General features: G+C 62.1%; 21 protein-coding genes. 14 read left to right on the top strand and 7 right to left on the bottom strand.

Going from position 1 to position 22,948, the window contains the following annotated elements; genetic code table 11:
• Window positions 1–48: 48 nt before the first annotated feature.
• The 5 genes from RHM60_RS15300 (at window position 49) to RHM60_RS15280 (ending at window position 5,850) form a co-directional block, all read left to right on the top strand.
• Window positions 49–1,959: an ATP-binding cassette domain-containing protein gene (locus tag RHM60_RS15300; RefSeq protein ID WP_322212159.1), complete on the top strand. Its 1,911-nt coding sequence runs from the start codon at window positions 49–51 to the stop codon at window positions 1,957–1,959.
• Entirely contained in the window at window positions 1,959–2,522 is a 564-nt protein-coding gene (locus RHM60_RS15295; RefSeq protein ID WP_057006403.1) for a mechanosensitive ion channel family protein, read from the top strand. The genes RHM60_RS15300 and RHM60_RS15295 overlap by 1 nt, the downstream gene beginning before the upstream one ends.
• Before the next feature lie 73 nt (window positions 2,523–2,595).
• A complete protein-coding gene (locus tag RHM60_RS15290) occupies window positions 2,596–3,228 on the top strand; it encodes a LysE family transporter (RefSeq protein ID WP_209986263.1) in 633 nt (210 codons plus the stop codon).
• 138 nt (window positions 3,229–3,366) lie between these two features.
• Window positions 3,367–5,235 (top strand): cytochrome c/FTR1 family iron permease, encoded by a 1,869-nt coding sequence (locus RHM60_RS15285; RefSeq protein ID WP_322212158.1) that lies wholly within the window; start codon window positions 3,367–3,369, stop codon window positions 5,233–5,235.
• Window positions 5,236–5,394: 159 nt separating this feature from the next.
• Window positions 5,395–5,850, top strand: a complete 456-nt coding sequence (locus RHM60_RS15280; protein WP_209986257.1) for a YaiI/YqxD family protein — start codon at window positions 5,395–5,397, stop codon at window positions 5,848–5,850.
• Between the two features lie 3 nt (window positions 5,851–5,853).
• On the opposite strand, the gene elbB is transcribed toward RHM60_RS15280, so the two are convergent.
• Both elbB and RHM60_RS15270 read right to left on the bottom strand, forming a co-directional pair.
• Complete coding sequence (gene elbB, locus RHM60_RS15275) at window positions 5,854–6,519, bottom strand: isoprenoid biosynthesis glyoxalase ElbB (protein ID WP_322212157.1); 666 nt, start codon at window positions 6,517–6,519, stop codon at window positions 5,854–5,856.
• A 104-nt stretch (window positions 6,520–6,623) separates the two neighbouring features.
• Window positions 6,624–7,265, bottom strand: coding sequence for a DedA family protein (locus RHM60_RS15270; protein WP_209986252.1), 642 nt, complete (start codon window positions 7,263–7,265; stop codon window positions 6,624–6,626).
• 208 nt (window positions 7,266–7,473) lie between these two features.
• Between RHM60_RS15270 and hemB the strand changes: the two genes are divergently transcribed.
• Window positions 7,474–8,487, top strand: a complete 1,014-nt coding sequence (hemB, locus tag RHM60_RS15265; RefSeq protein WP_322212156.1) for a porphobilinogen synthase — start codon at window positions 7,474–7,476, stop codon at window positions 8,485–8,487.
• Between the two features lie 18 nt (window positions 8,488–8,505).
• Window positions 8,506–10,728, top strand: coding sequence for a polyphosphate kinase 1 (gene ppk1, locus RHM60_RS15260; RefSeq protein WP_209986245.1), 2,223 nt, complete (start codon window positions 8,506–8,508; stop codon window positions 10,726–10,728).
• Window positions 10,729–10,793: 65 nt separating this feature from the next.
• Here the strand turns inward: ppk1 and ppx are convergent, their stop codons facing one another.
• Window positions 10,794–12,296 (bottom strand): exopolyphosphatase, encoded by a 1,503-nt coding sequence (gene ppx, locus RHM60_RS15255; protein WP_209986242.1) that lies wholly within the window; start codon window positions 12,294–12,296, stop codon window positions 10,794–10,796.
• 447 nt (window positions 12,297–12,743) lie between these two features.
• Here ppx and RHM60_RS15250 point away from each other — a divergent pair, with 447 nt between their 5' ends.
• From RHM60_RS15250 to RHM60_RS15235, 4 genes are all read left to right on the top strand, one after another.
• Complete coding sequence (locus tag RHM60_RS15250; protein ID WP_322212155.1) at window positions 12,744–13,394, top strand: DUF1120 domain-containing protein; 651 nt, start codon at window positions 12,744–12,746, stop codon at window positions 13,392–13,394.
• A gap of 121 nt (window positions 13,395–13,515) precedes the next feature.
• A complete protein-coding gene (locus RHM60_RS15245) occupies window positions 13,516–14,214 on the top strand; it encodes a fimbria/pilus chaperone family protein (RefSeq protein WP_416195183.1) in 699 nt (232 codons plus the stop codon).
• A 7-nt stretch (window positions 14,215–14,221) separates the two neighbouring features.
• On the top strand, window positions 14,222–16,693 hold the full coding sequence (locus RHM60_RS15240) for a fimbria/pilus outer membrane usher protein (protein ID WP_322212154.1): 2,472 nt from the start codon (window positions 14,222–14,224) through the stop codon (window positions 16,691–16,693).
• Window positions 16,683–17,216 (top strand): DUF1120 domain-containing protein, encoded by a 534-nt coding sequence (locus RHM60_RS15235; protein WP_231422780.1) that lies wholly within the window; start codon window positions 16,683–16,685, stop codon window positions 17,214–17,216. Before RHM60_RS15240 ends, RHM60_RS15235 begins: the two co-directional genes overlap by 11 nt.
• On the opposite strand, the gene RHM60_RS15230 is transcribed toward RHM60_RS15235, so the two are convergent.
• Genes RHM60_RS15230 through RHM60_RS15215 form a run of 4 tightly spaced genes read right to left on the bottom strand, consistent with a single transcriptional unit; the run spans window position 17,188 to window position 20,030 of the window.
• Complete coding sequence (locus RHM60_RS15230) at window positions 17,188–17,925, bottom strand: amino acid ABC transporter ATP-binding protein (protein ID WP_209986230.1); 738 nt, start codon at window positions 17,923–17,925, stop codon at window positions 17,188–17,190. The two genes, RHM60_RS15235 and RHM60_RS15230, sit on opposite strands and share 29 nt — an antisense overlap.
• Complete coding sequence (locus RHM60_RS15225; RefSeq protein WP_209986227.1) at window positions 17,912–18,562, bottom strand: amino acid ABC transporter permease; 651 nt, start codon at window positions 18,560–18,562, stop codon at window positions 17,912–17,914. Before RHM60_RS15225 ends, RHM60_RS15230 begins: the two co-directional genes overlap by 14 nt.
• Window positions 18,559–19,227 (bottom strand): amino acid ABC transporter permease, encoded by a 669-nt coding sequence (locus tag RHM60_RS15220; RefSeq protein WP_322212153.1) that lies wholly within the window; start codon window positions 19,225–19,227, stop codon window positions 18,559–18,561. Before RHM60_RS15220 ends, RHM60_RS15225 begins: the two co-directional genes overlap by 4 nt.
• Before the next feature lie 17 nt (window positions 19,228–19,244).
• Window positions 19,245–20,030, bottom strand: a complete 786-nt coding sequence (locus RHM60_RS15215; RefSeq protein ID WP_322212152.1) for a transporter substrate-binding domain-containing protein — start codon at window positions 20,028–20,030, stop codon at window positions 19,245–19,247.
• A gap of 265 nt (window positions 20,031–20,295) precedes the next feature.
• Between RHM60_RS15215 and RHM60_RS15210 the strand changes: the two genes are divergently transcribed.
• The 3 genes from RHM60_RS15210 to rho all read left to right on the top strand — a co-directional run bounded on the left by RHM60_RS15210 (window position 20,296) and on the right by rho (window position 22,934).
• A complete protein-coding gene (locus tag RHM60_RS15210; RefSeq protein ID WP_231422776.1) occupies window positions 20,296–20,991 on the top strand; it encodes a FadR/GntR family transcriptional regulator in 696 nt (231 codons plus the stop codon).
• A 119-nt stretch (window positions 20,992–21,110) separates the two neighbouring features.
• The gene (gene trxA / locus RHM60_RS15205) at window positions 21,111–21,440 is read left to right on the top strand and encodes a thioredoxin TrxA (protein ID WP_003234832.1); all 330 of its coding nucleotides are present in this window, start codon (window positions 21,111–21,113) and stop codon (window positions 21,438–21,440) included.
• Window positions 21,441–21,674: 234 nt separating this feature from the next.
• Window positions 21,675–22,934 carry a transcription termination factor Rho gene (rho, locus tag RHM60_RS15200; RefSeq protein ID WP_003176825.1) on the top strand — a complete coding sequence of 420 codons (1,260 nt, stop codon included), beginning with the start codon at window positions 21,675–21,677 and terminating at the stop codon, window positions 22,932–22,934.
• Window positions 22,935–22,948: the final 14 nt, after the last annotated feature.

The raw sequence follows: 22,948 nt of genomic DNA, 5'->3' as shown, positions 1-22,948 counted from the left end.
TCACACCCAAGCCAGCGGCCAACGAAGCTGGTAGACTCCGCCGCCATTATGATCCGACTTCAAAGCCTAACATTACAGCGTGGCCCGCAACGTCTTCTTGAAGATGCCGAGCTGACCCTGCACGCCGGTCACAAAGCCGGCCTGATCGGTGCCAATGGCGCCGGAAAATCCACGTTGTTCGCCTTGTTGCTCGGTGAGCTGACCCCGGATTCCGGAGACTGCCTGCTGCCGGCCGACTGGCGCATCGCCCATATGCGCCAGGAGATCGACACCCTGGACCGCATCGCGATCGACTACGTGCTCGATGGCGACCTGCGTCTGCGTCAGGTGCAACACGACCTCGCCGAGGCCGAGAAAGCCCAGGACGGCGCCGCCCAGGCCCGCCTGCACGCCGAGCTGGACAGCGCCGATGGCTACACCGCCGACGCCCGCGCGCGCAAAATGCTCGCCGGCCTGGGGTTTGCCAACGAACAGATGGACCGCCCGGTCGCCGACTTCTCCGGCGGCTGGCGCATGCGCCTGAACCTGGCCCAGGCGCTGATGTGCCCCTCCGACCTGCTGCTGCTCGATGAGCCGACCAACCACCTGGACCTCGATGCGATCCTGTGGCTGGAAGACTTCCTCAAGAACTACCACGGCACCTTGCTGCTGATTTCCCACGACCGGGATTTCCTTGACGCCGTGGTCGACAACATCGCCCACGTCGAACAGAAGAAAATCACCCTCTACCGTGGCGGCTACACCGCCTTCGAGCGCGCGCGCGCCGAACGCCTGGCCCAGCAGCAACAGGCGTTCGAGAAACAACAGGCGCAGCGGGCGCACATGGAAAGCTACATCGCAAGGTTCAAGGCCCAGGCCACCAAGGCGCGCCAGGCACAGAGCCGCATCAAGGCCCTGGAGCGCATGGAAGAGCTGTCGGCGGCCCACGTGGATTCGCCGTTCGACTTCGTGTTCCGCGAGTCGGTGAAAATCTCCAGCCCGTTGCTGGACCTCTCGGATGCGCGCCTGGGTTACGGCGACAAGACCATCCTGGAGAAGGTCCGGCTGCAGCTTACGCCGGGCGCGCGCATTGGTTTGCTCGGCCCCAACGGCGCGGGCAAGTCGACGCTGATCAAGAACCTGTCCGGTGAGCTCTCGCCGCTGGCCGGCCGCCTCACCCGCGGCGAAAACACCGTGGTGGGCTACTTCGCCCAGCACCAGCTCGACTCGCTCGATTCCAAGGCCAGCCCGTTGCTGCACCTGCAGCGGCTGGCGCCGACCGAACGCGAACAGGTCCTGCGCGATTTCCTCGGCGGTTTCGACTTCCGTGGCGCGCGCATCGATGAACCGGTGCTGAACTTTTCCGGCGGCGAAAAGGCCCGCCTGGCCCTGGCTTTGATCGCCTGGGACCGGCCGAACCTGCTGCTGCTCGACGAACCGACCAACCACCTGGACCTGGAAATGCGCCTGGCGCTGACCATGGCCCTGCAGGAGTTCAGCGGCGCGGTTCTGGTGGTGTCTCACGATCGTCACTTGCTCAAGAGCACTACCGACAACTTCCTGCTGGTGGCTGACGGCAAAGTCGAAGAGTTCGATGGCGACCTGGATGACTACGCGCGCTGGCTGACTGATTACCGTCTGCGCAACGCGCCGGCCAGCAACACGCCAGTCAACCCGGACAAGACCGACAAGAAGGCCCAGCGCCAGGCCGCTGCCGCCTTGCGCCAGCAGTTGGCGCCGCACAAGCGCGAAGCCGACAAGCTGGAAGCTGAGTTGGGCAAGGTGCACGAGCGCCTGGCCAGCATCGAAGCCAGCCTGGGTGACAGCGCCGTGTACGAGGCCGCACGCAAGGATGAGTTGCGCGACCTGCTGGCCGAGCAGGCCAGACTCAAGGTGCGTGAAGGCCAGTTGGAGGAAACCTGGATGGAAGCCCTCGAACTGCTGGAATCCCTGCAAGCGGAGCTGGAGGCGCTGTCCTGATGGAAGCGCTGCAACTGCCACTGCCGGCGCAATGGGTGGCGCCGATCTGGATCGGTGTGCAGATCCTGCTCATTCTGCTGGCCGGCTATTTTGCCCAGCGCTTCGTTGCCAAGGGCCTGACTCGCTTGGGTGAGCGCTACCCGTTCCCGCCCCAGTTGCTGATGCCCCTGCGCGGTGGGCTGCGCTGGCTGATCATGGGCAGTGCGTTGATCTTCGTGCTGGGCCGCCTGGGCGTTTCCGCCACGGTGTTGTGGACGGCGTTGTCAGGGTTCGTGGCGGTGGCGGCGGTGGCGTTCTTCGCCATGTGGTCGGTGTTGTCCAACCTGCTGTGCGCGATTTTGATCTTTACCGTCGGGCCGTTTCGCCTGGGTGACATCGTCGAACTGGTGGACACCGTCGACAAGCCCGGCGTTAAGGGGCGCGTGGTCGCGATCAACCTGCTTTACACCACGTTGATCGAAGTGGAAGAGGCCGGCACCAACAGTGCCATTGTGCAGGTGCCCAACAGCCTGTTCTTCCAGCGTTCGGTGCGGCGCTGGCCCGGCAATATCTCGCCGCTGTAAAAAACTGATAGCCAGCGTTCATTCGGCGGCGTTAGCTTAGGGCACAACAGCAAACTCCCCCTTGAGGTGTGCAATGGCACTCGACACATGGCTGGCGTTTTTCCTCGCCAGTTGGATCATCTCCCTGTCCCCTGGCGCGGGCGCTATCGCCTCGATGTCCAGCGGCCTGCAATACGGTTTTGCGCGTGGCTACTGGAACGCCATTGGCCTGCAACTGGGCCTGGCGATGCAGATTGCCGTGGTGGCGGGGGGGCTGGGTGCCATTCTGGCGACGTCGTCCACCGCGTTCTATGCGATCAAATGGTTTGGCGTAGCGTATCTCGTGTACCTGGCCATCAAGCAATGGCGCGCCTTGCCCATGGACCTCACCGATGACGCCACTCCGCGCCAGATCGGCAAGCCGATGGCCATGATGTTTCGCGGTTTCCTGGTCAATGCCAGCAACCCCAAGGCCTTGGTGTTCATGCTGGCGGTGTTGCCGCAGTTCGTGAATCCGCAGGCGCCGCTGGCGATCCAGTACCTGATCATCGGCGCGACCATGATCAGCGTCGACATGATCGTGATGGCCGGTTACACCGGGCTGGCCTCCAAAGTCCTGCGCCTGTTGCGCACGCCCACGCAGCAGAAGCGCGTGAACCGCACGTTCGCCGGGTTGTTCGTGGGGGCAGCAGGTTTCCTCGCCAGCCTGCACCGCGCCACGGCATAACGTGCACTGAACACAGATCGACCTGTGGGAGGGAGCAAGTCCCCCCACAGTGGTGTGTGGCGGTGTCAAATAAGCTTGAGTCCAATCGGTTAAAGCTGAACAATAGTGTTACTTCGTATTTCCCCCTGAGATTCATTCATGACCGCCCCCTTCCGTTTTCTCGCCTGGCTGCTGTTGCCGGGGTTGATGTCGTGCAGCCTCAATCTGCTGGCCGCCACCGCCGAAGGTGCCCCACAAGCCTTGCATCTGCTGGACTACGTTAGCGCCGACTACCCACCGACCGTGGCGGCGGGCGAGGTGGTGGATCCATCGCGCTACCGCGAGCAAGTGGAGTCTATCGGCGCATTGCAGGGGCTGGTCGCGCAGTTGCCGGAAAAGCCTGAACGCGCCGAATTGGTTACAGGCGTCGATCAGTTGCTGGCCGCTGTCAGCGCCCGTGCGGACGGCGCCACAGTCGCCCGCCAGGCCCGGCAATTGGGCGCCAGGCTGGCGGTGGCCTATGAAATCAGCCAGGCACCGGCCATTACGCCGGACCCGGCGCGCGGCGCGCCGCTCTACGCTCAGCATTGCTCGGTGTGCCATGGCGCCACCGGCGCCGGAGACGGCCCGGCCGCGCTGGGCATGGAGCCTGCGCCTGGTGACCTGCGCGACGCGGCACGTTTCGACCGCCTGAGCCTCTACGCGATCTACAACACCCTTGGCCTGGGCATCGAAGGCAGCGATATGCCATCGTTCGCCGATCAGTTGGACGACCGTCAGCGTTGGGACCTGGCCACCTACCTTGCGGGCTTCACCGCCGACCCGGCCGCGGCCAGGAGCGGGCAGCCCTTCAACCTCGCTGACCTGGCCCGGCAGACCCCCAATGAGGTGCTGACCACCAGCGGCCCGGCCGCCGCCGCGACCTTCCGCGCCCAGCGTGCGCAGCCACCGCAGGTCACGCGCGGCCCCGCGCAATTGCTTGAATACACCGCCACCACGCTGGACAAAAGCATCGCCGCGTTCCGTAACGGTGATCACGAGCAGGCCTACGACTTATCCGTTGCGGCCTACCTGGAAGGCTTCGAGCTGGTGGAAAGCTCGCTGGACAACGTCGACGCCAACGTGCGCAAGGACACCGAGAAAGCCCTGATGGCCTATCGGCAGTCGCTGCAGGACGGCCTGCCGCTGGAACAGGTGCAGCAGCGCCTGGACGTGGCCAAGGGCAAGCTCGGCGAGTCCGCCGACCTGCTCGGCAGCGACGGTTTGAGCTGGTCGCTGAGCTATATCTCCGGCCTGTTGATTCTGCTGCGCGAAGGCCTGGAGGCGATTCTGGTGCTGGCGGCGATCCTTGCGTTCCTGCGCAATACCGGCCAGCAATCGGCGGTGCGCAGTGTCAATGTGGGCTGGGGCCTGGCGCTGGTGGCCGGCCTCGCGACCTGGGCATTGGCGGCGTACGTGATCGACGTCAGCGGTGCCCAGCGCGAACTGCTCGAAGGCTGCACGGCGCTGTTCGCCAGCGTGATGGTGCTGTGGCTTGGCGTGTGGATGCACAACCGCCGTCATGCGGCGGCCTGGCAAGATTACATCAAGAGCAGCCTGGTGGGCGGCGGCGGGCGGTTCGGCTTTGCGCTGCTGGCGTTCTTCTCGGTGTACCGCGAGCTGTTCGAGGTGATCCTGTTCTACGAAACCCTGTGGCTGCAAGCCGGCCCGGCCGGGCACAACGCGGTACTGGCCGGTGGCGCCACGGCGCTGGTGTTGTTGGTGGGCCTGGCCTGGGTGATTCTGCGCGGCTCGGCGAGGTTGCCGCTGGCACTGTTCTTCGGCATCAACGCAGCGCTGCTGTGCGCGCTGTCGGTGGTGTTCGCCGGGCATGGCGTCAAGGCCCTGCAGGAGGCCGGTGTCTTTGGCACACGGCCGGTGGCGTTCTTTGAGTTCGACTGGCTGGGGATTCACGCCGACGCGTATTCGTTAAGCGCGCAGGCGGTGGCTATCCTGGCGATTGTGGTGTTGTACCGCCGCAGCCGGTAAAAAATGTGGGAGGCTCGGCCGGGTCTTCGGCTTAGCGCTGTCGCGCAGCAAACTGGAGCCTTTGTGGCTGCCTGAAATTTCAGGGTTTGAAATCAGCACGCTATTTTGTGTTTGATAAGAGGGGGCTTGCTCCCACAATTGCATGTGTGGAGATGCTGTATGCGCGTATGGATCGATGCCGACGCCTGCCCTCGGGCGGCCAAGGATCAGGTGGTGAAGTTCGCCCTCAAGCGCCGGTTCGAAGTGGTTCTGGTAGCCGGGCAGAGTCAGATCAAGCCAGGCTTTGCCTGCGTGAAGCTGATCGTGGTGCCCAGCGGGCCGGATGCGGCGGACGATTACCTGGTGGAACACGCCGCGCCCGGCGAGTTGGTGATTTGCAGCGATGTGCCTCTGGCCGATCGCCTGGTGAAAAAGGGCGTCACCGCCCTTGACCCGCGTGGCAAGGAATTCAGCCCGGCCAACATGAGCGAACGGCTGGCGGTGCGCAACCTGTTCACCGACCTGCGTGAACAAGGTCAGATGGGTGGCGGGCCGCCGCCCCATGGCGAGAAGGACAAACAGGCGTTCGCCAACTCACTGGACCGTATTCTGACCCAATTGATGCGCCAGTCCTGACCCTCAGTCGTTCTCGTGAGTCAGTTCCAGCACGCGATCCACCAGCTTATTGATGCCCGAAGCCACCTCACTGATGTTCTTGCCCAGCATGTAGGCCGGCGTACTCACCAGCTTGCGCGCGTAGTCCTCGACAATATCCTCCACCGCGCATTCCTGATGCGTGGCGCCCATCTTGTCGAGGGCGGCGGCGGTGTCGGCGCAGTTGCCGATGGTGCAGGTCACGCCCGGGCCATAGATCTTCGCGGCCAGGGCTGGCGAGATGCAGATCAGGCCCACTGGCTTGCCGGCTTCGGCAAAGGCTTCGGCCAGCGCCAGTACCTGCGGGTTGACACTGCAAGCGGCACCTTGCACGGCGAAATTCGACAGGTTCTTCGCCGCGCCAAACCCGCCCGGCACGATCAGCGCGTCAAAGTCGGCGGCGCTGGCTTCAGCAATGTCCTTGACCTCACCACGGGCGATGCGCGCCGACTCCACCAGCACATTGCGCGACTCGAGCATCTCTTCGCCCGTGAGGTGATTGATCACGTGCAACTGCGCCATATCCGGAGCAAAGCATTGGACCTGAGCACCGCGCTGATCCAGGCGCAGCAGGGTGATCACGCATTCCTGGATTTCTGCACCGTCGTACACGCCACAGCCGGAAAGGATCACTGCAATTTTTTTGCTCATGGGCATTTCTCCTGGTTGATGGCGTGGGATGGCGATTGACGGGTAACCGGCACCCCGCGCATGGAACGCTCTCTAGATGGATCGCAACGGCGGCGGGGTGTTCATTATTTGCGGTCGGTTTGCTCGACAGGCGTTTCGGCCGCAACGGGGTCGGCCGCCTCTCGGGCCCTGGCCTGGGCGCATTCTTCGCGGGCAATCCGCGCATTCTTGAAGCGGCGCCGCAGCCACAGCACAAAGCCCAGCAGGATCAGGGCGCCGAGCACCCACAGCTCGTATTTCTTCACGCTGCCCAGCATGCCTTCAAGCACAGCGCCAAAGTGATAGGCCGCTGCGCCCAACGCTGCGGCCCAGATCGCAGCGCCAATGCCGTTGAGGACCAGATAGCGCAGCGGCGGGTACCCCGACAGGCCGATTGCCACGGGCATCACCGTGCGCAATCCGTAGACGAAGCGGAAGCTCAGCACCCAGATATCCGGGTGCTTGCGGATGTGCTCCAGGGCCTTGTCACCCATCAATTGCCAGCGCGGCTTGCGCGCCAGCAATTTGCGGCCGTGCTTGCGGCCCATGTAATACCAAAGCTGGTCGCCGGCGTAGCTGCCGAAAAAGGCCACCACCACCACCAGGTTGATGTCCATGTATTCACGGAACGCCAGGAAGCCTGCGAGTACCAGAATGGTCTCACCTTCGAAGAACGTGCCGAGGAAGAGGGCAAAGTAGCCGAAGTCATGCAGAAATTGTTGAAGCATGGTCTGGGTGCTGGCGAAATGAACGCGCAGCCTACGCCTTCACGAAGATTCATGAAAGTATCGAGATGTGTCACGAAGTGAACAATTCCTACGTGAATGACGAATGTGCCTACAGGTCGCGCCGATAAGCACAACTGTCATTCCTTCGTCATAATGGCCGCTTATAACTGCAACGCTCGCCCGTGAAACGCGGGCTCAGGAGTCTGTCGTGAGCTTTACCCCTGCCAATCGCCTGTTCCCCGCCACTCGTCTGCGTCGCAATCGTCGTGATGATTTTTCTCGCCGCCTGGTGCGTGAACATGTGCTGACGACGAATGACCTGATCCTGCCGGTGTTTGTGCTCGACGGTGAAAATCGCCGGGAAGCGGTGGCGTCGATGCCGGGTGTGGAGCGCTTGACCCTTGATCTGCTGCTTGAAGAAGCGGCGCAGTGGGTTGAACTGGGGATCCCGGCGCTGGCGCTGTTTCCCGTGACGCCGCCTGCGCTCAAGTCTCTGGATGCCGCCGAAGCCTGGAACCCGCAAGGCATTGCGCAGCGCGCTACCCGCGCCCTGCGCGAGCGCTTCCCGCAACTGGGTATCATCACCGACGTGGCGCTAGACCCGTTCACCACCCATGGCCAGGACGGCATTCTGGATCAGGACGGTTATGTCGAGAACGACATCACCGTCGATGCGCTGGTCAAACAGGCGTTGTCCCATGCCGCCGCAGGCGCCCAGGTGGTGGCGCCGTCGGACATGATGGACGGTCGCATCCAGGCGATCCGCGAAGCCCTGGAGCTGGCCGGCCACGTCAATGTGCGGATCATGGCCTATTCGGCCAAGTACGCCAGCGCCTATTACGGCCCGTTCCGCGATGCGGTGGGCTCGGCGCTTAACCTGGGCAAGGCCGACAAGGCCTCGTACCAGATGGACCCGGCCAACAGCCATGAGGCCCTGCACGAAGTGGCGGCCGACCTGGCCGAAGGCGCCGACATGGTGATGGTCAAGCCCGGTATGCCGTACCTGGACATCCTTTACCGGGTCAAACAGGAATTCAAGGTGCCGACCTTTGTCTATCAGGTCAGCGGCGAATACGCCATGCACATGGCGGCAATACAGAATGGCTGGTTGAGTGAAGGGGTAATCCTGGAATCCCTGACTGCCTTTAAACGTGCCGGGGCCGATGGCATCCTGACCTATTTTGCCGCCCGCGCAGCCCAATTGCTTAGAGAGCAACAATAGCCCTCACAGGAACACTCGATGAATACCGAAGGACTTACCGACGTTGCCGTAAAAGACGCTCACCCGGTGGTTGAACAAGTCGCCGAGACCCCGCCGGAGCTTGAGCAGGCCCCGCCTGCCGTGGTCGCCGATGTGCCTGCGCCGGCCCCGGTGGTCGCGGTGACCAACCTGGATGACAGCAGCCTGTACATCCACCGCGAGCTGTCACAGCTGCAATTCAACATCCGCGTGCTGGAGCAGGCGCTGGATGAGTCCTACCCGCTGCTGGAGCGGCTCAAGTTCCTGCTGATCTTCTCCAGCAACCTGGACGAGTTCTTCGAGATCCGCGTGGCTGGCCTCAAGAAGCAGATCACCTTCGCCCGTGAACAGGCCGGCGCCGACGGCCTGCAGCCGCACCAGGCACTGGCGCGCATCAGCGAGCTGGTGCACGGCCATGTGGACCGCCAGTACGCGATCCTCAACGACATCCTGCTGCCGGAGCTGGAAAAGCATCAGGTTCGCTTTATCCGTCGTCGTCAGTGGACCACCAAGATCAAGACCTGGGTGCGTCGCTATTTCCGCGACGAGATTTCGCCGATCATCACCCCCATCGGCCTCGACCCGACGCACCCGTTCCCGTTGCTGGTGAACAAGAGCCTCAACTTCATCGTCGAGCTGGAAGGCATCGATGCGTTCGGCCGCGACTCGGGCCTGGCGATCATCCCGGCGCCGCGCCTGTTGCCACGCATCATCAAGGTACCGGAAGAGGTGGGGGGCGCTGGCGACAATTATGTATTCCTGTCGTCGATGATCCACGCGCACGCCGATGACCTGTTCCAGGGCATGAAGGTCAAGGGCTGCTACCAGTTCCGCCTGACCCGTAACGCCGACCTGGCGCTGGATTCCGAAGACGTCGAAGACCTGGCCCGCGCTCTGCGTGGCGAGCTGTTTTCGCGACGCTACGGCGATGCCGTGCGCCTGGAAGTGGCCGACACCTGCCCCAAACACCTGTCGGACTACCTGCTCAAGCAGTTCAACCTCGCCGAGTCCGAGCTGTACCAGGTCAATGGCCCGGTCAACCTCACGCGGCTGTTCAGCATCACCGGCCTGGACAGTCACCCGGAGCTGCAATACACGCCGTTCACCCCGCAGATCCCCAAGCTGCTGCAAAACAGCGAGAACATTTTCAGCGTGGTGAGCAAGCAGGACATCCTGCTGCTGCACCCGTTCGAGTCGTTCACGCCAGTGGTCGACCTGCTGCGTCAGGCTGCCAAGGACCCGCATGTGCTGGCCGTGCGCCAGACCCTGTACCGTTCCGGCGCCAACTCGGAAATCGTCGACGCCCTGGTCGACGCCGCGCGCAACGGCAAGGAAGTCACGGCGGTGATCGAGCTGCGTGCGCGCTTTGACGAAGAGTCCAACCTGCAACTGGCCAGCCGCCTGCAGGCGGCCGGCGCGGTGGTGATCTACGGCGTGGTCGGCTTCAAGACCCATGCCAAGATGATGCTGATCCTGCGCCGCGAGGCCGGTGAGATCGTGCGTTACGCGCACTTGGGTACCGGCAACTACCACGCCGGCAACGCCAAGCTCTACACCGACTACAGCCTGCTGACCTCCGACGACGCCTTGTGTGAAGACGTCGGCAAGTTGTTCAGCCAGTTGATCGGCATGGGCAAGACCTTGCGCATGAAGAAGCTGCTGCACGCGCCGTTCACGCTCAAGAAGGGCATGCTCGACATGATTGCCCGCGAGACCCAGTTCGCCCTCGACGGCAAACCGGCGCACATCATTGCCAAGTTCAACTCGCTGACCGATCCGAAGATCATCCGCGCGCTGTACAAGGCCAGCCAGTCCGGCGTACGCATCGATCTGGTGGTGCGCGGCATGTGCTGCCTGCGTCCGGGCATCGTCGGGGTGTCGCACAACATCCACGTGCGCTCGATCATCGGCCGCTTCCTGGAGCACACACGGGTGTTCTACTTCCTCAACGGCGGTGAAGAGCAGATGTTCCTCTCCAGTGCCGACTGGATGGAGCGCAACCTCGACAAGCGCGTGGAGACCTGCTTCCCGGTAGAGGGCAAGAAGCTGATCATGCGGGTCAAGAAGGAGCTGGAAAGTTATCTCACCGATAACACCCACAGCTGGAGCCTGCAGTCGGACGGCCGCTACGTGCGCAACACGCCAACCGGCAACCAGAACCCGCGCAGTGCGCAAGCGACGTTGCTGGAGAAGCTGGGTAGCCCGATTTTGTCGGTGAACTAACAGACAATAGGGTCTGAAAATGTGGGAGGGAGCAAGCCCCTCCCACATTTGTTTTGTGGTGTGCTTTAGCGCAGGTTCAGGCTGAACCCCACCCGCGTCAGCCACTCGGCTTCCTGGGCGAAGTCCGCCTGGGTCAGTTGGTTCTCGTCCAGCCAGCCTTCGGGGAACACCACGTCCAGGCTGTCGCCGTTGGCGCGCAGGGTGACCTGGGGCATTTCCTGGGTGCCACGGATGTGGTGGAACAGGATCGCAAAGCGCAGCAGCGCACACAGGCGGATCAGCTTGATGCCGTCGTCGCCGAACTCGGCGAACTTGTCCTTGGGAATGTTACGGCGATGGCCGCGCACCAGCAGCGCAAGCATTTGCTGGTCTTCCCGGGAAAAGCCGGCGAGGTCCGAGTGCTCGATCAGGTAGGCGCCGTGCTTGTGGTAATGGTAGTGGGCGATGTCCAGGCCCACCTCATGCACCTTGGCGGCCCAGCCCAGCAGCTCGCGCCAGACGCCGTCTTCCAGGTCCCAGTCGGCGGCCACCTGGTCGAACGCATGCAGCGCCTTGCGCTCCACGCGGGCGGCCTGTTCCTGGTCGACGTGATAACGCTCCATCAACGAGGTGAGGGTGCGCTCGCGCACGTCTTCGTGGTGATGACGGCCCAGCAGGTCGTAAAGCACGCCTTCACGCAGGGCGCCGTCGCAGTGGTCCATGCGTTGCAGCTCGAGGGCGTCGAAGATCGCTTCGAGAATCGCAAGGCCGGCCGGGAAAATGGCGCGGCGGTCGGGCTTGATGCCGTCGAAGTCGATTTTCTCGATATCGCCCAGCTTGAACAGTTTGCGCTTGAGCCACGCCAGCCCTTCGGCATTCACTTCGCCGGTGCCATGGCCGCCGGCCTTCAGGGCCAGGCCGATGGCGCGGATGGTGCCGGAGGAGCCAATGGCCTCATCCCAGGTGAGGCGGTGCAGGGCATGCTCGATGCTCATGATCTCCAGCCGCGCGGCGGTGTAGGCCTGGGCATAGCGCGCCGGGGTGATCTTGCCGTCCTTGAAATAACGCTGGGTGTAGCTGACGCAGCCCATCTGCAGGCTTTCACGCAGCAGTGGCTCGAATCGCTGACCGATGATGAACTCGGTACTGCCGCCGCCGATGTCCGCCACCAGACGCTTGCCGGGGGTGTCTGCGAGGGTGTGGGACACGCCGAGGTAGATCAGGCGCGCTTCTTCACGGCCGGAGATGACTTCCACCGGGTGACCGAGGATCTCTTCGGCACGGCGGATGAATTCGCCCCGGTTGCGCGCTTCACGCAGGGCATTGGTGCCGACGATGCGCACCGCGCCCAGTGGCATGCCGTTGATCAGTTGGGCAAAGCGCTTGAGGCAATCGAGCCCGCGCTGCATGGATTCTTCGTTGAGCTGGCGCGCGTCGTCGATGCCGGCCGCCAACTGCACTTTTTCGCCGAGCCGCTCAAGGATGCGGATCTCACCGTTCTGGGCCTTGGCCACGACCATGTGAAAGCTGTTGGAGCCCAGGTCTATGGCAGCGATCAGGGACAGATTCTTGGCTTGGGATTGCGGCATGGTTTGGGGCTCTCGGTCGATAACCTTGCCATCGTGCCACGATCGACCGCTGGCGCCAACGCGTAGTGCTGCGGTAATTTTCCTGGGGCCTTTTGCAGAGGGGTGTTGCAGGAAATTTAAGCTGTTGCTCTGTACCTATGTTGAAAGTTGCGGATGACTATGTAGGAATTTTTGACCTTGCGCTGTTGTAAAGCTGACGGCGATTCCGGCTACAACTGCAACGATTAAGTTCTCATCTGTGTTTTGAGTTTGCTTACAGCCGCAGGGCGTTTAAAACGGCAGTTGGTTTTAATGGTTCCCACAGTAATTGACGTGTTGTCTTATTCTTCTGCGGGCTGACAAAGCGACAGACTGTCACTCGGCGATTTTGCCGTGGTGTTATTTATTTATGTTTTTGGAATTCAAAAACAGTAAATGCACCTGATAACTCTCAGTGACAGGATGATTATGAAAAACATTGTTGGAATGACATTTGTTATTGCGTGTCTGGCGGCTGCGGTCAATGCCCAGGCCTCCACCAGTGCCCAGTTGTCTGTCAGGGGGACGATCACACCGGCCTCCTGCAACCTCAGTTTGACGGGGAGCGGTACCATCGATTACGGCGTCATTCGTTCCGGCGAGTTGTCGCAAACGGCGTTCAATCCGCGTGAAGAGCGCACCACCTCGCTGTCGATCAACTGCGGTTCCACACCCGCCAGGTTCGGGCTGGCGTTTACCGACCTGCAAGCCGGCAGCAAGGTCCCTGGTATCCTGGGCGCAGGCTTCACCGAAGCGCAGAACTATGGCCTCGGCTCTGTCGCCAGCAGGCGAACCGGTGGCTACTCGATCACCCTGAAAGACCTGAGGTCTTCGGCCACAACTCTCTATCCCATCATGCGAACCAGCAGCAGCGGTGCCTGGCAAACCAGCGACGGCAAGGTTGCCCAGGTGCCCAGCCAGTATTCGTGGCGCAATAGTTCATCTCTCAGCCCGGTATCGGTGACTCAAATGACCGGCACCATTGCCGTCAAAGCGGTTATCAACAAGGCACAGGACCTGAACTTGAGCAGTGACGTCACTATCGACGGTCGCGCCACGCTGGTGCTGAGTTACCTCTAAGTAACAGTGTGCAGCCGATAAAGAAGCGATTCATTTCTTGTCGGCTGTTTTTATATGGGTGCTTAATTATCGGCAGTGGCTTTGCAAGTCATGGGGAACTCACGTGCGTGGTCTTTCAATAATAAGCAAGGCACTTCTTTGGAGTGCAAGTGTATGTATCTGTTTGTCGACGGTCGCAGTGGCGGGTGGCATGCGACCTGAAAGCACGTTGGTCATGCTGTATGAGGAAGACGGCGAAGCCACGATCAATATCATCAACACCGATGACGGACCGGCGCTTCTTCATTCGGTGGTGGAGAACGTGCCCGAGGATCACGAGCCGTTGGTCATTGTCACGCCGCCTGTCACGCGGGTGGAGGCGGGCGATATTCAATTGGTGCGGTTCATCAGCACCCTGAAAACGCCGCTCAAGACCCAGCGGCTCAAGCGCGTGTCATTCGAGGGCATTCCCCAGGCGCGCGCGGCGGGCGGCGCGACCATTGGCATCACGTTGCGCCAGAACCTGCCACTGATCCTGCACCCCAAGGGTTTGCCTCGGCATGAATCGCCATGGGAGTTACTCAAGTGGACGCGGGTTGGCGAACATCTGTCGGTGCAAAACGACAGCGCCTACGTGGTGCGCCTGGCACCCGAAGTGCGTCTGCTTCCCAAAACGGGCGTGGCGACGTTACCGCGCACTTACATTCTGCCGGGGGAAACCCTGCGCGCCACGGTCGAAGGCGGTATGGCCGGCGTGTCCACCGTCGAGATTCAACCGGCAACGGTCTATGGCTTCTCGGTGGATAACTACCGGACCACGATCAATGCCAGCGGGGGTTGATCGGCGTATGAGCAGACCCAAACGCCGACCCACGATACTTGTCGGACTGGCGACGCTGTGCGGCCTGCCCGGCTTCGCATCGGCGCTGGAGGTGGGAGAAGGCTTTGATCTCGTGGCCCTGAACGCCCATGGCATCGACCCCAGGGTCTCCGACTATTTTCGCAATGCCGCGCGTTTTCGCGAGGGCTCTCAGGTGGTGGGCTTGCGCGTCAACGGCAACCCGTTGGGGTTGGTGGATGCGCAATTCGATTCCAGCGGCCAGCTGTGCTTTACCCCAGGGCTTCTGGCCAAGGCCGGGCTGGTAAAGCCCGCCGGGGTGCTGCGCGAAGGTGCGACGCCGGACCAGGCCTGCCATGACTTCCTGGGCGCCTTCCCAACGACCATGGTGCGATTGCGCCCCGGCTCGGACGAAGTCACGCTGGTCGTGCCGACCCAGTCACTGCGTGCGCCTGAATGGGAGGCCACGGGTTTTTCCAGCGGCGGTGCGGCGGCGTTGTTCAATTATGACGTGCTGGGCTTTGACAGCCGCTCGCGCAGTGGGTCCAGCCGGTATGTGTCGGCCTATACCGAGGCCGGTTTCAACCTGGGCGACTGGATCGTGCGCAGTCGCCAGTTCTATGTGTCCGACGATGGCAAGGCGCGCACCGAGCATCTGTACGCCTACGCCCAGCGAGATATAGCAGCGCTGCATTCCACGTTTCAGGCGGGGCAGTTGTCCAGCAACAGTCCAGTGTTTGGCGGTGTTCAGTTTTCCGGTTTCCAGTTGGCGCCCGACGGTCAGTCACGCACGCCAGCGGGCAGCAATAATGCGGTGGTTGAGGGGCTGGCCCAAAGTCAGTCGCGAATCGAGGTGCGCCAATCCGGGGTGTTGATCCACACCACACTGGTGCCCGAGGGGCCTTTCCGGCTGACCGGTTTGCCGTTGCTCAACGGCACCAGCGACCTGGAGGTGAGCGTCATTGATGTGCGCGGGGCCAGGCGCAGTTTTGTCGTGCCGGCGGCCTCGTTCCAGGGGGCTGCGCAGGCGGCGCCGGGTTACTACCTGTCGGTGGGCAAGGTGCGTGAATCGGCACCCGGCGAAAACCAGACGCCTTCGGTTGTCATGGGCAGCGGCACCTGGGGCCTGGGCGGCTCCACATCGGCGGGCCTGGGTGTGTTGGGCAGCGAGGATTACGGCGCCGTCGGGGCGAGCCTGGGTAGCGTGTTCTTCCAGAAAGTTTCCGTGAGCACCCGGCATAACCTGTCCCGCGACACACGCGACGCGGTGTCCGGAGCGCGCAGCACCTTGTCGTTGAGCAGTCCGGTGTATGCCGACCTTGACGTCACCCTCAGCGCCACCACTCAAAGCCTTGGTTATCGCGAGGTTCTTGAAGCCGGACGATCCTCACGGCTGGATACCCTGGATTCTCGCTTCAAAAACCAGTACACGGCGGGCATGACCTGGGTTGATCCGGCACTGGGTGGTTTCAGCGTGGGATACAGCCGCAGCGCACAATTTGACGGGCAATCGCTCGAGCACGTATTTGCGTCGTGGAACAAAACGTTCAGCGGCGCCGACGTGACCCTGATCGCCGACTCCCGAGTGGGCGGCAGGCAGGCACGTGAGCATACGGCGGCGCTGGAGAACCGCCGGGATCGGGGGATGGACAACGACCTTTCGGTGCGCTTGCAGGTCAGCGTGCCGTTGGGCGATGACCGCCGCCTGAGCAGCTACGTCAGCCGTCGCGGGCAACAGCTCAATGCAGGCACGGCCCTCAGTGAACGGGTCAACGAATCGGTGAACTACGAGGTGGCGGTTGAGCGCGATGTTTCGGCGCGCGAGCAATCGGTTCGCGGCCAGTTGAACATGTTGCCGCGCTATACCCAGGTCGGCCTGGGCGTCAGCCGCGACCCACAGGGCGCCACCTACTCGGGGCAGCTGCGCGGAGGCGTGGTGGCCCACAAGCGCGGCGTGACGTTTTCGCCGTATACCGTACAGGACACCTTCGGCATCGTGTCGGTGGGCGACATTGGCTCGGCCAGGGTCGATACCCCCCAGGGGCCGGTATGGACCGACTTTACCGGGCAGGCGGTGATTGCCGGATTGCCCGCTTACACCCACAGCCGTGTCGAAGTGCAGACCCGCTCGCTGCCCAAACGCGTCGACCTCAAAAACGGCACCCAGGTCCTCACCGCCGAGCGTGGCTCCGTCAGTACGTTGGATTTCGAGGTGGTCAAGGTGCGCCGTGTGCTGGTCCAGGCGCAGGACAACCAGGGCAAGCCGTTGACTCAAGGATCGCCGGTATTCGGCAAGGACAATCGCTTCCTGACCAGCGTGGTCGGCGACGGCATGATCTACCTGAGCGACGTTCAGGGGCCGCAAAGCCTGCGCGTGACGCTGCCGAATGCCTCCACCTGCGTGCTGCGCCTTGAAACCGACAGCAAGCCTGACGACGAGAAACTATATGAAACCACGACGGCGGTGTGTCATGCGCTTTAAACCCATGGCCCTGTGCCTGATGCTCTGGGGCGGCGTGATGAGCCATGCCGCGCGGGCCGACAACTGCCGACTGTCCCTCAGCCAGCCCCAGGTCGAGTACGGCGTGGTTCACCGCGAAAGCCTCGATGACCGCGCCACCGTCGCCCTCGGAACGCGAACGCTGCACTTGAACATCCTGTGTCTTGCGCCCGCGGCCATCGGTGTGCGCTTCAATGGCGCGGCGGCTGACGGGCAGGGCTATCGCTTTGGGCGCGAGGGGCGTTTTCGCCTGAGTCTCAAACATGCGCAGGTGGATGGGCGGCCTGTGCAATGGCGTGCAGCGCAGTCGTCAGGCGAACCCGACGATGGCCGCTTGCTGCCTGGCAAGACCTTGCTGGCGCAGGCCACAGGTCGACGATTGACGGCTCAGGTCGAGATCGACGCCGAACTGCCCGCCGACGCCTTGCAGGTGCGCTACCGGACATTGCTGCAAGGGCAGGGCAGTTTCGAACTGGTCAGCCCGGCTGCTCCACCGAACCAATGAAGTTGGCCAGTTCCGCCGTTTGCGGGTTGGCGAACAACACCTTCGGATCACCCACTTCATGCACCTTGCCCTGGTGCATGAACACCAGCTTGTCGCCGACCTCGCGGGCGAAGCGCATTTCGTGGGTGACCATGATCAGCGTCATGCCGTCCCTGGCCAGTTGACGCACCACGCTGAGCACTTCGTTGACCAGTTCCGGGTCCAGCGCCGAGGTGATTTCGTCGCACAGCAGCACCTTGGGCGACATGGCCAGCGCGCGGGCAATGGCGACGCGCTGCTGCTGGCCGCCGGACAGGCGATCGGGGAAAGCGTCGAACTTTTCCCCGAGCCCCACGCGCTCCAGCATCTGCCTGGCGAGCTGCGCGGCTTTGGCCTTGGGCACTTTCTGCACCACCTGGGGCGCGAGCATCACGTTTTCGCCAACGGTAAGGTGCGGGAACAGGTTGAACTGCTGGAACACCATGCCGACTTTCTGCCGCAAGCTGCGCAGGTCGGCGCGTGCCGCATCGATGTATTCGCCATCGACTTCGATCACGCCGTCGTTGATCGATTCGAGGCCGTTGAGGGTGCGCAGCAGGGTGGATTTACCCGAGCCACTGCGGCCGATGATCGCCACCACCTGGCCTTCTTCAACGGTCAGGTCGATGCCCTTGAGGACGTGGTGATCGCCGTAATACTTATGCAGGGCGGAAATTCTAAGCAGAGGCATGCAGTCTCCTTTCCAGGTAGCGCGCACTGAGGGACAAGGGGTAGCAGAGCAGAAAGTAACCAAGGGCCACCAGGCCGTAGACCATGAAGGGTTCGAAGGTGGCGTTGGCGAGCATGCCGCCGGTCTTGGTCAGTTCGGTGAAACCGATGATCGAGGTCACGGCGGTGCCTTTGACCACCTGCACCGAGAAACCCACGGTGGGTGCCACGGCAATGCGCAGCGCCTGGGGCAGGATCACGTAGCGCAGTTGCTCAAGCGGGTTGAGCGCCAGGCTGGCCGAGGCTTCCCACTGCCCATTGGCGATGGAATCGACGCAGCCGCGCCAGATTTCGGCCAGGTAGGCGCTGGTAAACAGGGTCAAGGCAATCGCGGCGGCGAGCCAGGGCGAGATATCCACGCCGAGCAGGGCCACACCGAAAAACACCAGGAACAGCTGCATCAGCAGCGGCGTGCCCTGGAACAGTTCGATATAGCCGCGCGCCACATTGCGCGCAAAGGCCTTGCGGCTGATGCGCATCGTCATCACCAGCAGGCCTATCACGCCGCCGCCGACGAAGGCCACCAGCGACAGCAACAGCGTCCATTGCAGGCCGGTGAGCAGGTTGCGCACGATGTCCCAGAACGAAAAATCACTCATTGGGCGTTCCTCATCACAAAGCGGCGCCCGATCCAGTTGAGCAACTGACGAATCATCAGCGCCATGCACAGGTACACCAGGGTGGTCAGGGCATAGGTTTCAAACGCACGGAAATTGCGCGACTGGATGAAGTTGGCGGCAAAGCTGAGTTCTTCGGTGGCGATCTGCGAACACACCGCCGAACCGAGCATCACGATGATGATCTGGCTGCTCAATGCCGGCCACACCTTGCCCAGCGCAGGCAGCAGCACCACGTGGCGGAACGCTTCGAAGCGCGTCATCGCCAGCGCCGCCGCGGCTTCCAGTTGCCCACGCGGGATAGCCTGGATGCCGGCGCGGATGATCTCGGTGGAATAGGCCCCAAGGTTGATCACCATCGCCAGCACGGCGGCCTGCCATTCGGTGATTTTCAGGCCCAGGGACGGCAGGCCGAAGAAGATGAAGAACAACTGCACCAGAAACGGCGTGTTGCGGATCAACTCGACATAGACGCCGAAGCACCAGGCGAATGGCTGGATCTTCCATGCGCGCACCACCGCCCCGACGATGCCCAGGGTCACCCCCAGGATCGCGCCGATGGCCGTCAGCTCAAGGGTGAACAGCGCGCCGCGTAACAGCAGGTCGGTGTTGGCCAGCACCGGCACGAAGTCAAATTGATACGCCATAACTCAGCTCCGTGGTATCAGAGGTCGGCAGGCAATGGCTCTTTAAGCCACTGCAGTGCGTTCTTTTCCAGGCTGCCATCGGCCTTGGCCGCCGCCAGGATCTGGTTGACCTTCTCCAGCAGTGCCGGCTCGTTCTTGTTCACGCCCACGTACACCGGCGAATCCTTGAGTTTCACTTTCAGCGCCGGCACGCGCTTGGGATTGCGCTCGCTGATTGCCACCATCACCACGTTGCCGCTGGCGATCAGGTCGACCTGGCCGGCGAGGTAGGCAGCGATGGTCGAGTTGTTGTCTTCGAAGCGCTTGATGGTCGCTTCCTTGGGCGCCACGGCGCTCAGCTCGATGTCTTCGATGGCGCCGCGGGTGACGCTGATGGTCTTGCCCTTGAGGTCGTCGGTGGCGCTGACGGCGGCGTCAGGCGGGCCGAATACGGCCAGGTAGAACGGCGCGTAGGCCCGGGAGAAGTCGATGACCTTCTCGCGCTCGGGGTTCTTGCCCAGGCTGGAGATCACCAGGTCGACCTTGCCGGTGGTGAGGAACGGGATGCGGTTGGTGCTATTGACCGGCGTCAGCTCCAGTTTGACCTTGAGCTGGTCGGCCAGCAGCTTGGCAGTGTCGATGTCCAGGCCGCGCGGCTTCATGTCGGGGCCGACCGAACCGAACGGCGGGAAGTCCTGGGGCACGGCGACCTTCAGGGTGCCACGGGCGACGATATCGTCCAGACCGTTGGCCTGGGCGGGCGCCTGGCTCAGCATCATGCTGGCAAACAGGGCAGTGAGCAGGGCGCTGTAGCGCTTGGTCATGGCAACTCTCCGGGAAGGGCGAAGGGGGGTTCTGAATTCGACTGCTGTGCGTGATTGCACAGCCCATGCCAGCCTTCCCTGAATCGTCTGCGGGGCCGCAATTTGCTGAGTTCCGGTGGTCTTACTGGTCTGAACAGTTCGCGGGCTTTTCGCACCTTTTTCGAGCGTCGCCAAAACCGCACGAGCCCCTTTGGGGCGTGGCTTGCCGACGGCCCGGAATAGCTTTACAACTAGCCGCTCAGTTGACTGGAACCTTGAGTTTTTTATGCATTCCATCGCCCAAGCCGTACCGGAAGCGGCCTTGCAGGCCATCCGCAAACTGATCAAGGAGCAAGGCTTCTGCGCGGGCGATGCACTGCCGTCCCAGCGTGACCTGGCGCTGCAGTTGGGGGTGAGCCGCGCGTCGTTGCGCGAGGCGTTGTCGTCCCTGAGTGCCTTGGGCGTGGTCAGTGTGCAGCCGGGCAAAGGCGTGTTCGTGCAGGCGGCGCAGGAGTCGCCCGGGTTCGCCTGGCCGTTTGCAGCGCAGGCCACGCCGCTGGATATCTTTCAATTGCGCTATGCCCTTGAAGGGTTCGCCGCCGGTTTGGCGGCGATGACGTTGACCCTCGATGAACTCGATGGCCTGGAAGACAATGTCGAGGCGATGCGCAAGGTGCTCAGGGCCGGCGATTTCGAAGCGGCGGCGCGGCTGGACTTCGACTTTCACCAACGCATCCTGCTCGCCAGCGGTAACCAGGCGATGGTGAGCATCCTCAGTGCCAGCGCCGAGGTGTTCCTGGAAAGCCAGAAGCTACCGTTCATCCGGCCGGAGAGGGCGATGGAGACCTGGCAGGAACACCGCAGGATCCTGCGCGCCCTGGCCCGGCGCGCGAGCGCAGCGGCGCAGAAAGCCATGCAGGAACACGTACGCAATGCAGCGTTGCGCACCGGGATCGCCTTCGTGACCCCCGTCTCGCCTTGAGTGGCTCATACCCAAACTCATGCGCCGCCATAGCAACACTCAATCAGAGGCGACTTCCTGAACGGGGGAAGGGCGGCTATGATGGGCGACGTTTTTTTGCTTACAACCTGGAGACTTCCATGAGCAGCGATCTTATCAAACACGTTAGCGACGCTAGCTTCGAAGCTGATGTACTCAAGGCTACCGGCCCTGTACTGGTTGATTACTGGGCAGAGTGGTGCGGTCCTTGCAAAATGATCGCCCCGGTCCTGGACGACATTGCAACCACGTATGCAGGCAAGCTGACCATTGCCAAGCTGAACATCGACGAGAACCAGGAAACCCCGGCCAAGCATGGCGTGCGTGGTATCCCTACGTTGATGCTGTTCAAGAACGGCAACGTTGAGGCCACCAAGGTTGGCGCGCTGTCGAAGTCCCAACTGCAAGCTTTCCTCGACGCCAACATCTAAGCGTCGTCAAAAAAGCCCCGCAAATCGCGGGGCTTTTTCGTGAAACAGGGCTGGACGCTCCGAAATTCAGGTGGTACATTCGGCCCCGCACTGGTTTCTCCACTGCCCCCTGCAAGCCGTCGCCGACGCATTCCTTTTCGATTAGTACGCGATCCTGTCGCCTTCTCTGCGGCGCGGCCTCATTAAGCCAAAAGCTTAATTTCCCCCCTCCATAAATGATTACGTCATTCCTATATGAATCTGACTGAACTCAAGCAAAAGCCGATTACCGACCTGCTCCAACTGGCCGAAGAAATGGGCATAGAAAATATGGCCCGTTCGCGCAAGCAGGACGTGATTTTCTCCCTGCTCAAAAAGCACGCAAAAAGCGGCGAGGAAATCTCCGGTGATGGCGTGCTGGAGATTCTCCAGGACGGCTTCGGCTTCCTCCGCTCTGCAGACGCTTCCTATCTCGCCGGCCCGGACGATATCTACGTCTCGCCGAGCCAGATCCGTCGCTTCAACTTGCGCACCGGTGACACCATCGTCGGCAAGATCCGCCCTCCGAAGGAAGGCGAGCGTTATTTCGCCCTGCTCAAGGTCGATACGATCAACTTCGATCGTCCCGAGAACGCGAAAAACAAGATTCTCTTCGAGAACCTGACCCCGCTGTTCCCGACCGTGCGCATGAAGATGGAAGCCGGCAACGGTTCCACCGAAGACTTGACCGGTCGCGTGATCGACCTGTGCGCGCCGATCGGCAAGGGCCAGCGCGGTCTGATCGTCGCCCCGCCGAAAGCCGGTAAAACGATCATGCTGCAGAACATTGCCGCAAACATCGCGCGTAACAATCCTGAAGTTCACCTGATCGTATTGCTGATCGATGAGCGTCCGGAAGAAGTGACCGAAATGCAGCGCACCGTGCGCGGCGAAGTGGTTGCCTCGACGTTCGACGAGCCGCCAACCCGCCACGTGCAGGTTGCCGAAATGGTGATCGAAAAGGCCAAGCGCCTGGTCGAGCACAAGAAGGACGTGGTGATCCTGCTCGACTCCATCACCCGTCTGGCGCGTGCCTACAACACCGTGATCCCGAGCTCCGGCAAGGTACTCACCGGTGGTGTCGACGCCCACGCTCTGGAGAAACCGAAACGTTTCTTCGGCGCCGCGCGCAACATCGAAGAAGGCGGCTCGCTGACCATCATCGCCACCGCGCTGGTTGAAACAGGCTCGAAGATGGATGAAGTGATCTACGAAGAGTTCAAGGGTACCGGCAACATGGAACTGCCCCTGGACCGTCGCATCGCTGAAAAACGCGTGTTCCCGGCCATCAACATCAACCGTTCCGGCACCCGCCGCGAAGAGTTGCTGACGGCTGACGACGAACTGCAGCGCATGTGGATCCTGCGCAAGCTGCTGCACCCGATGGATGAAGTCGCTGCCATCGAGTTTTTGATCGACAAGCTGAAAACCACCAAGACCAACGACGAGTTTTTCTTGTCGATGAAGCGTAAATAACACTTCAGGTCCGT

The organism is Pseudomonas sp. MH9.3 (assembly GCF_034354675.1).
Lineage (GTDB): Bacteria > Pseudomonadota > Gammaproteobacteria > Pseudomonadales > Pseudomonadaceae > Aquipseudomonas.
Note: the sequence above shows the minus strand (reverse complement) of the source record. Positions and strands in the feature narration are given on the sequence as shown.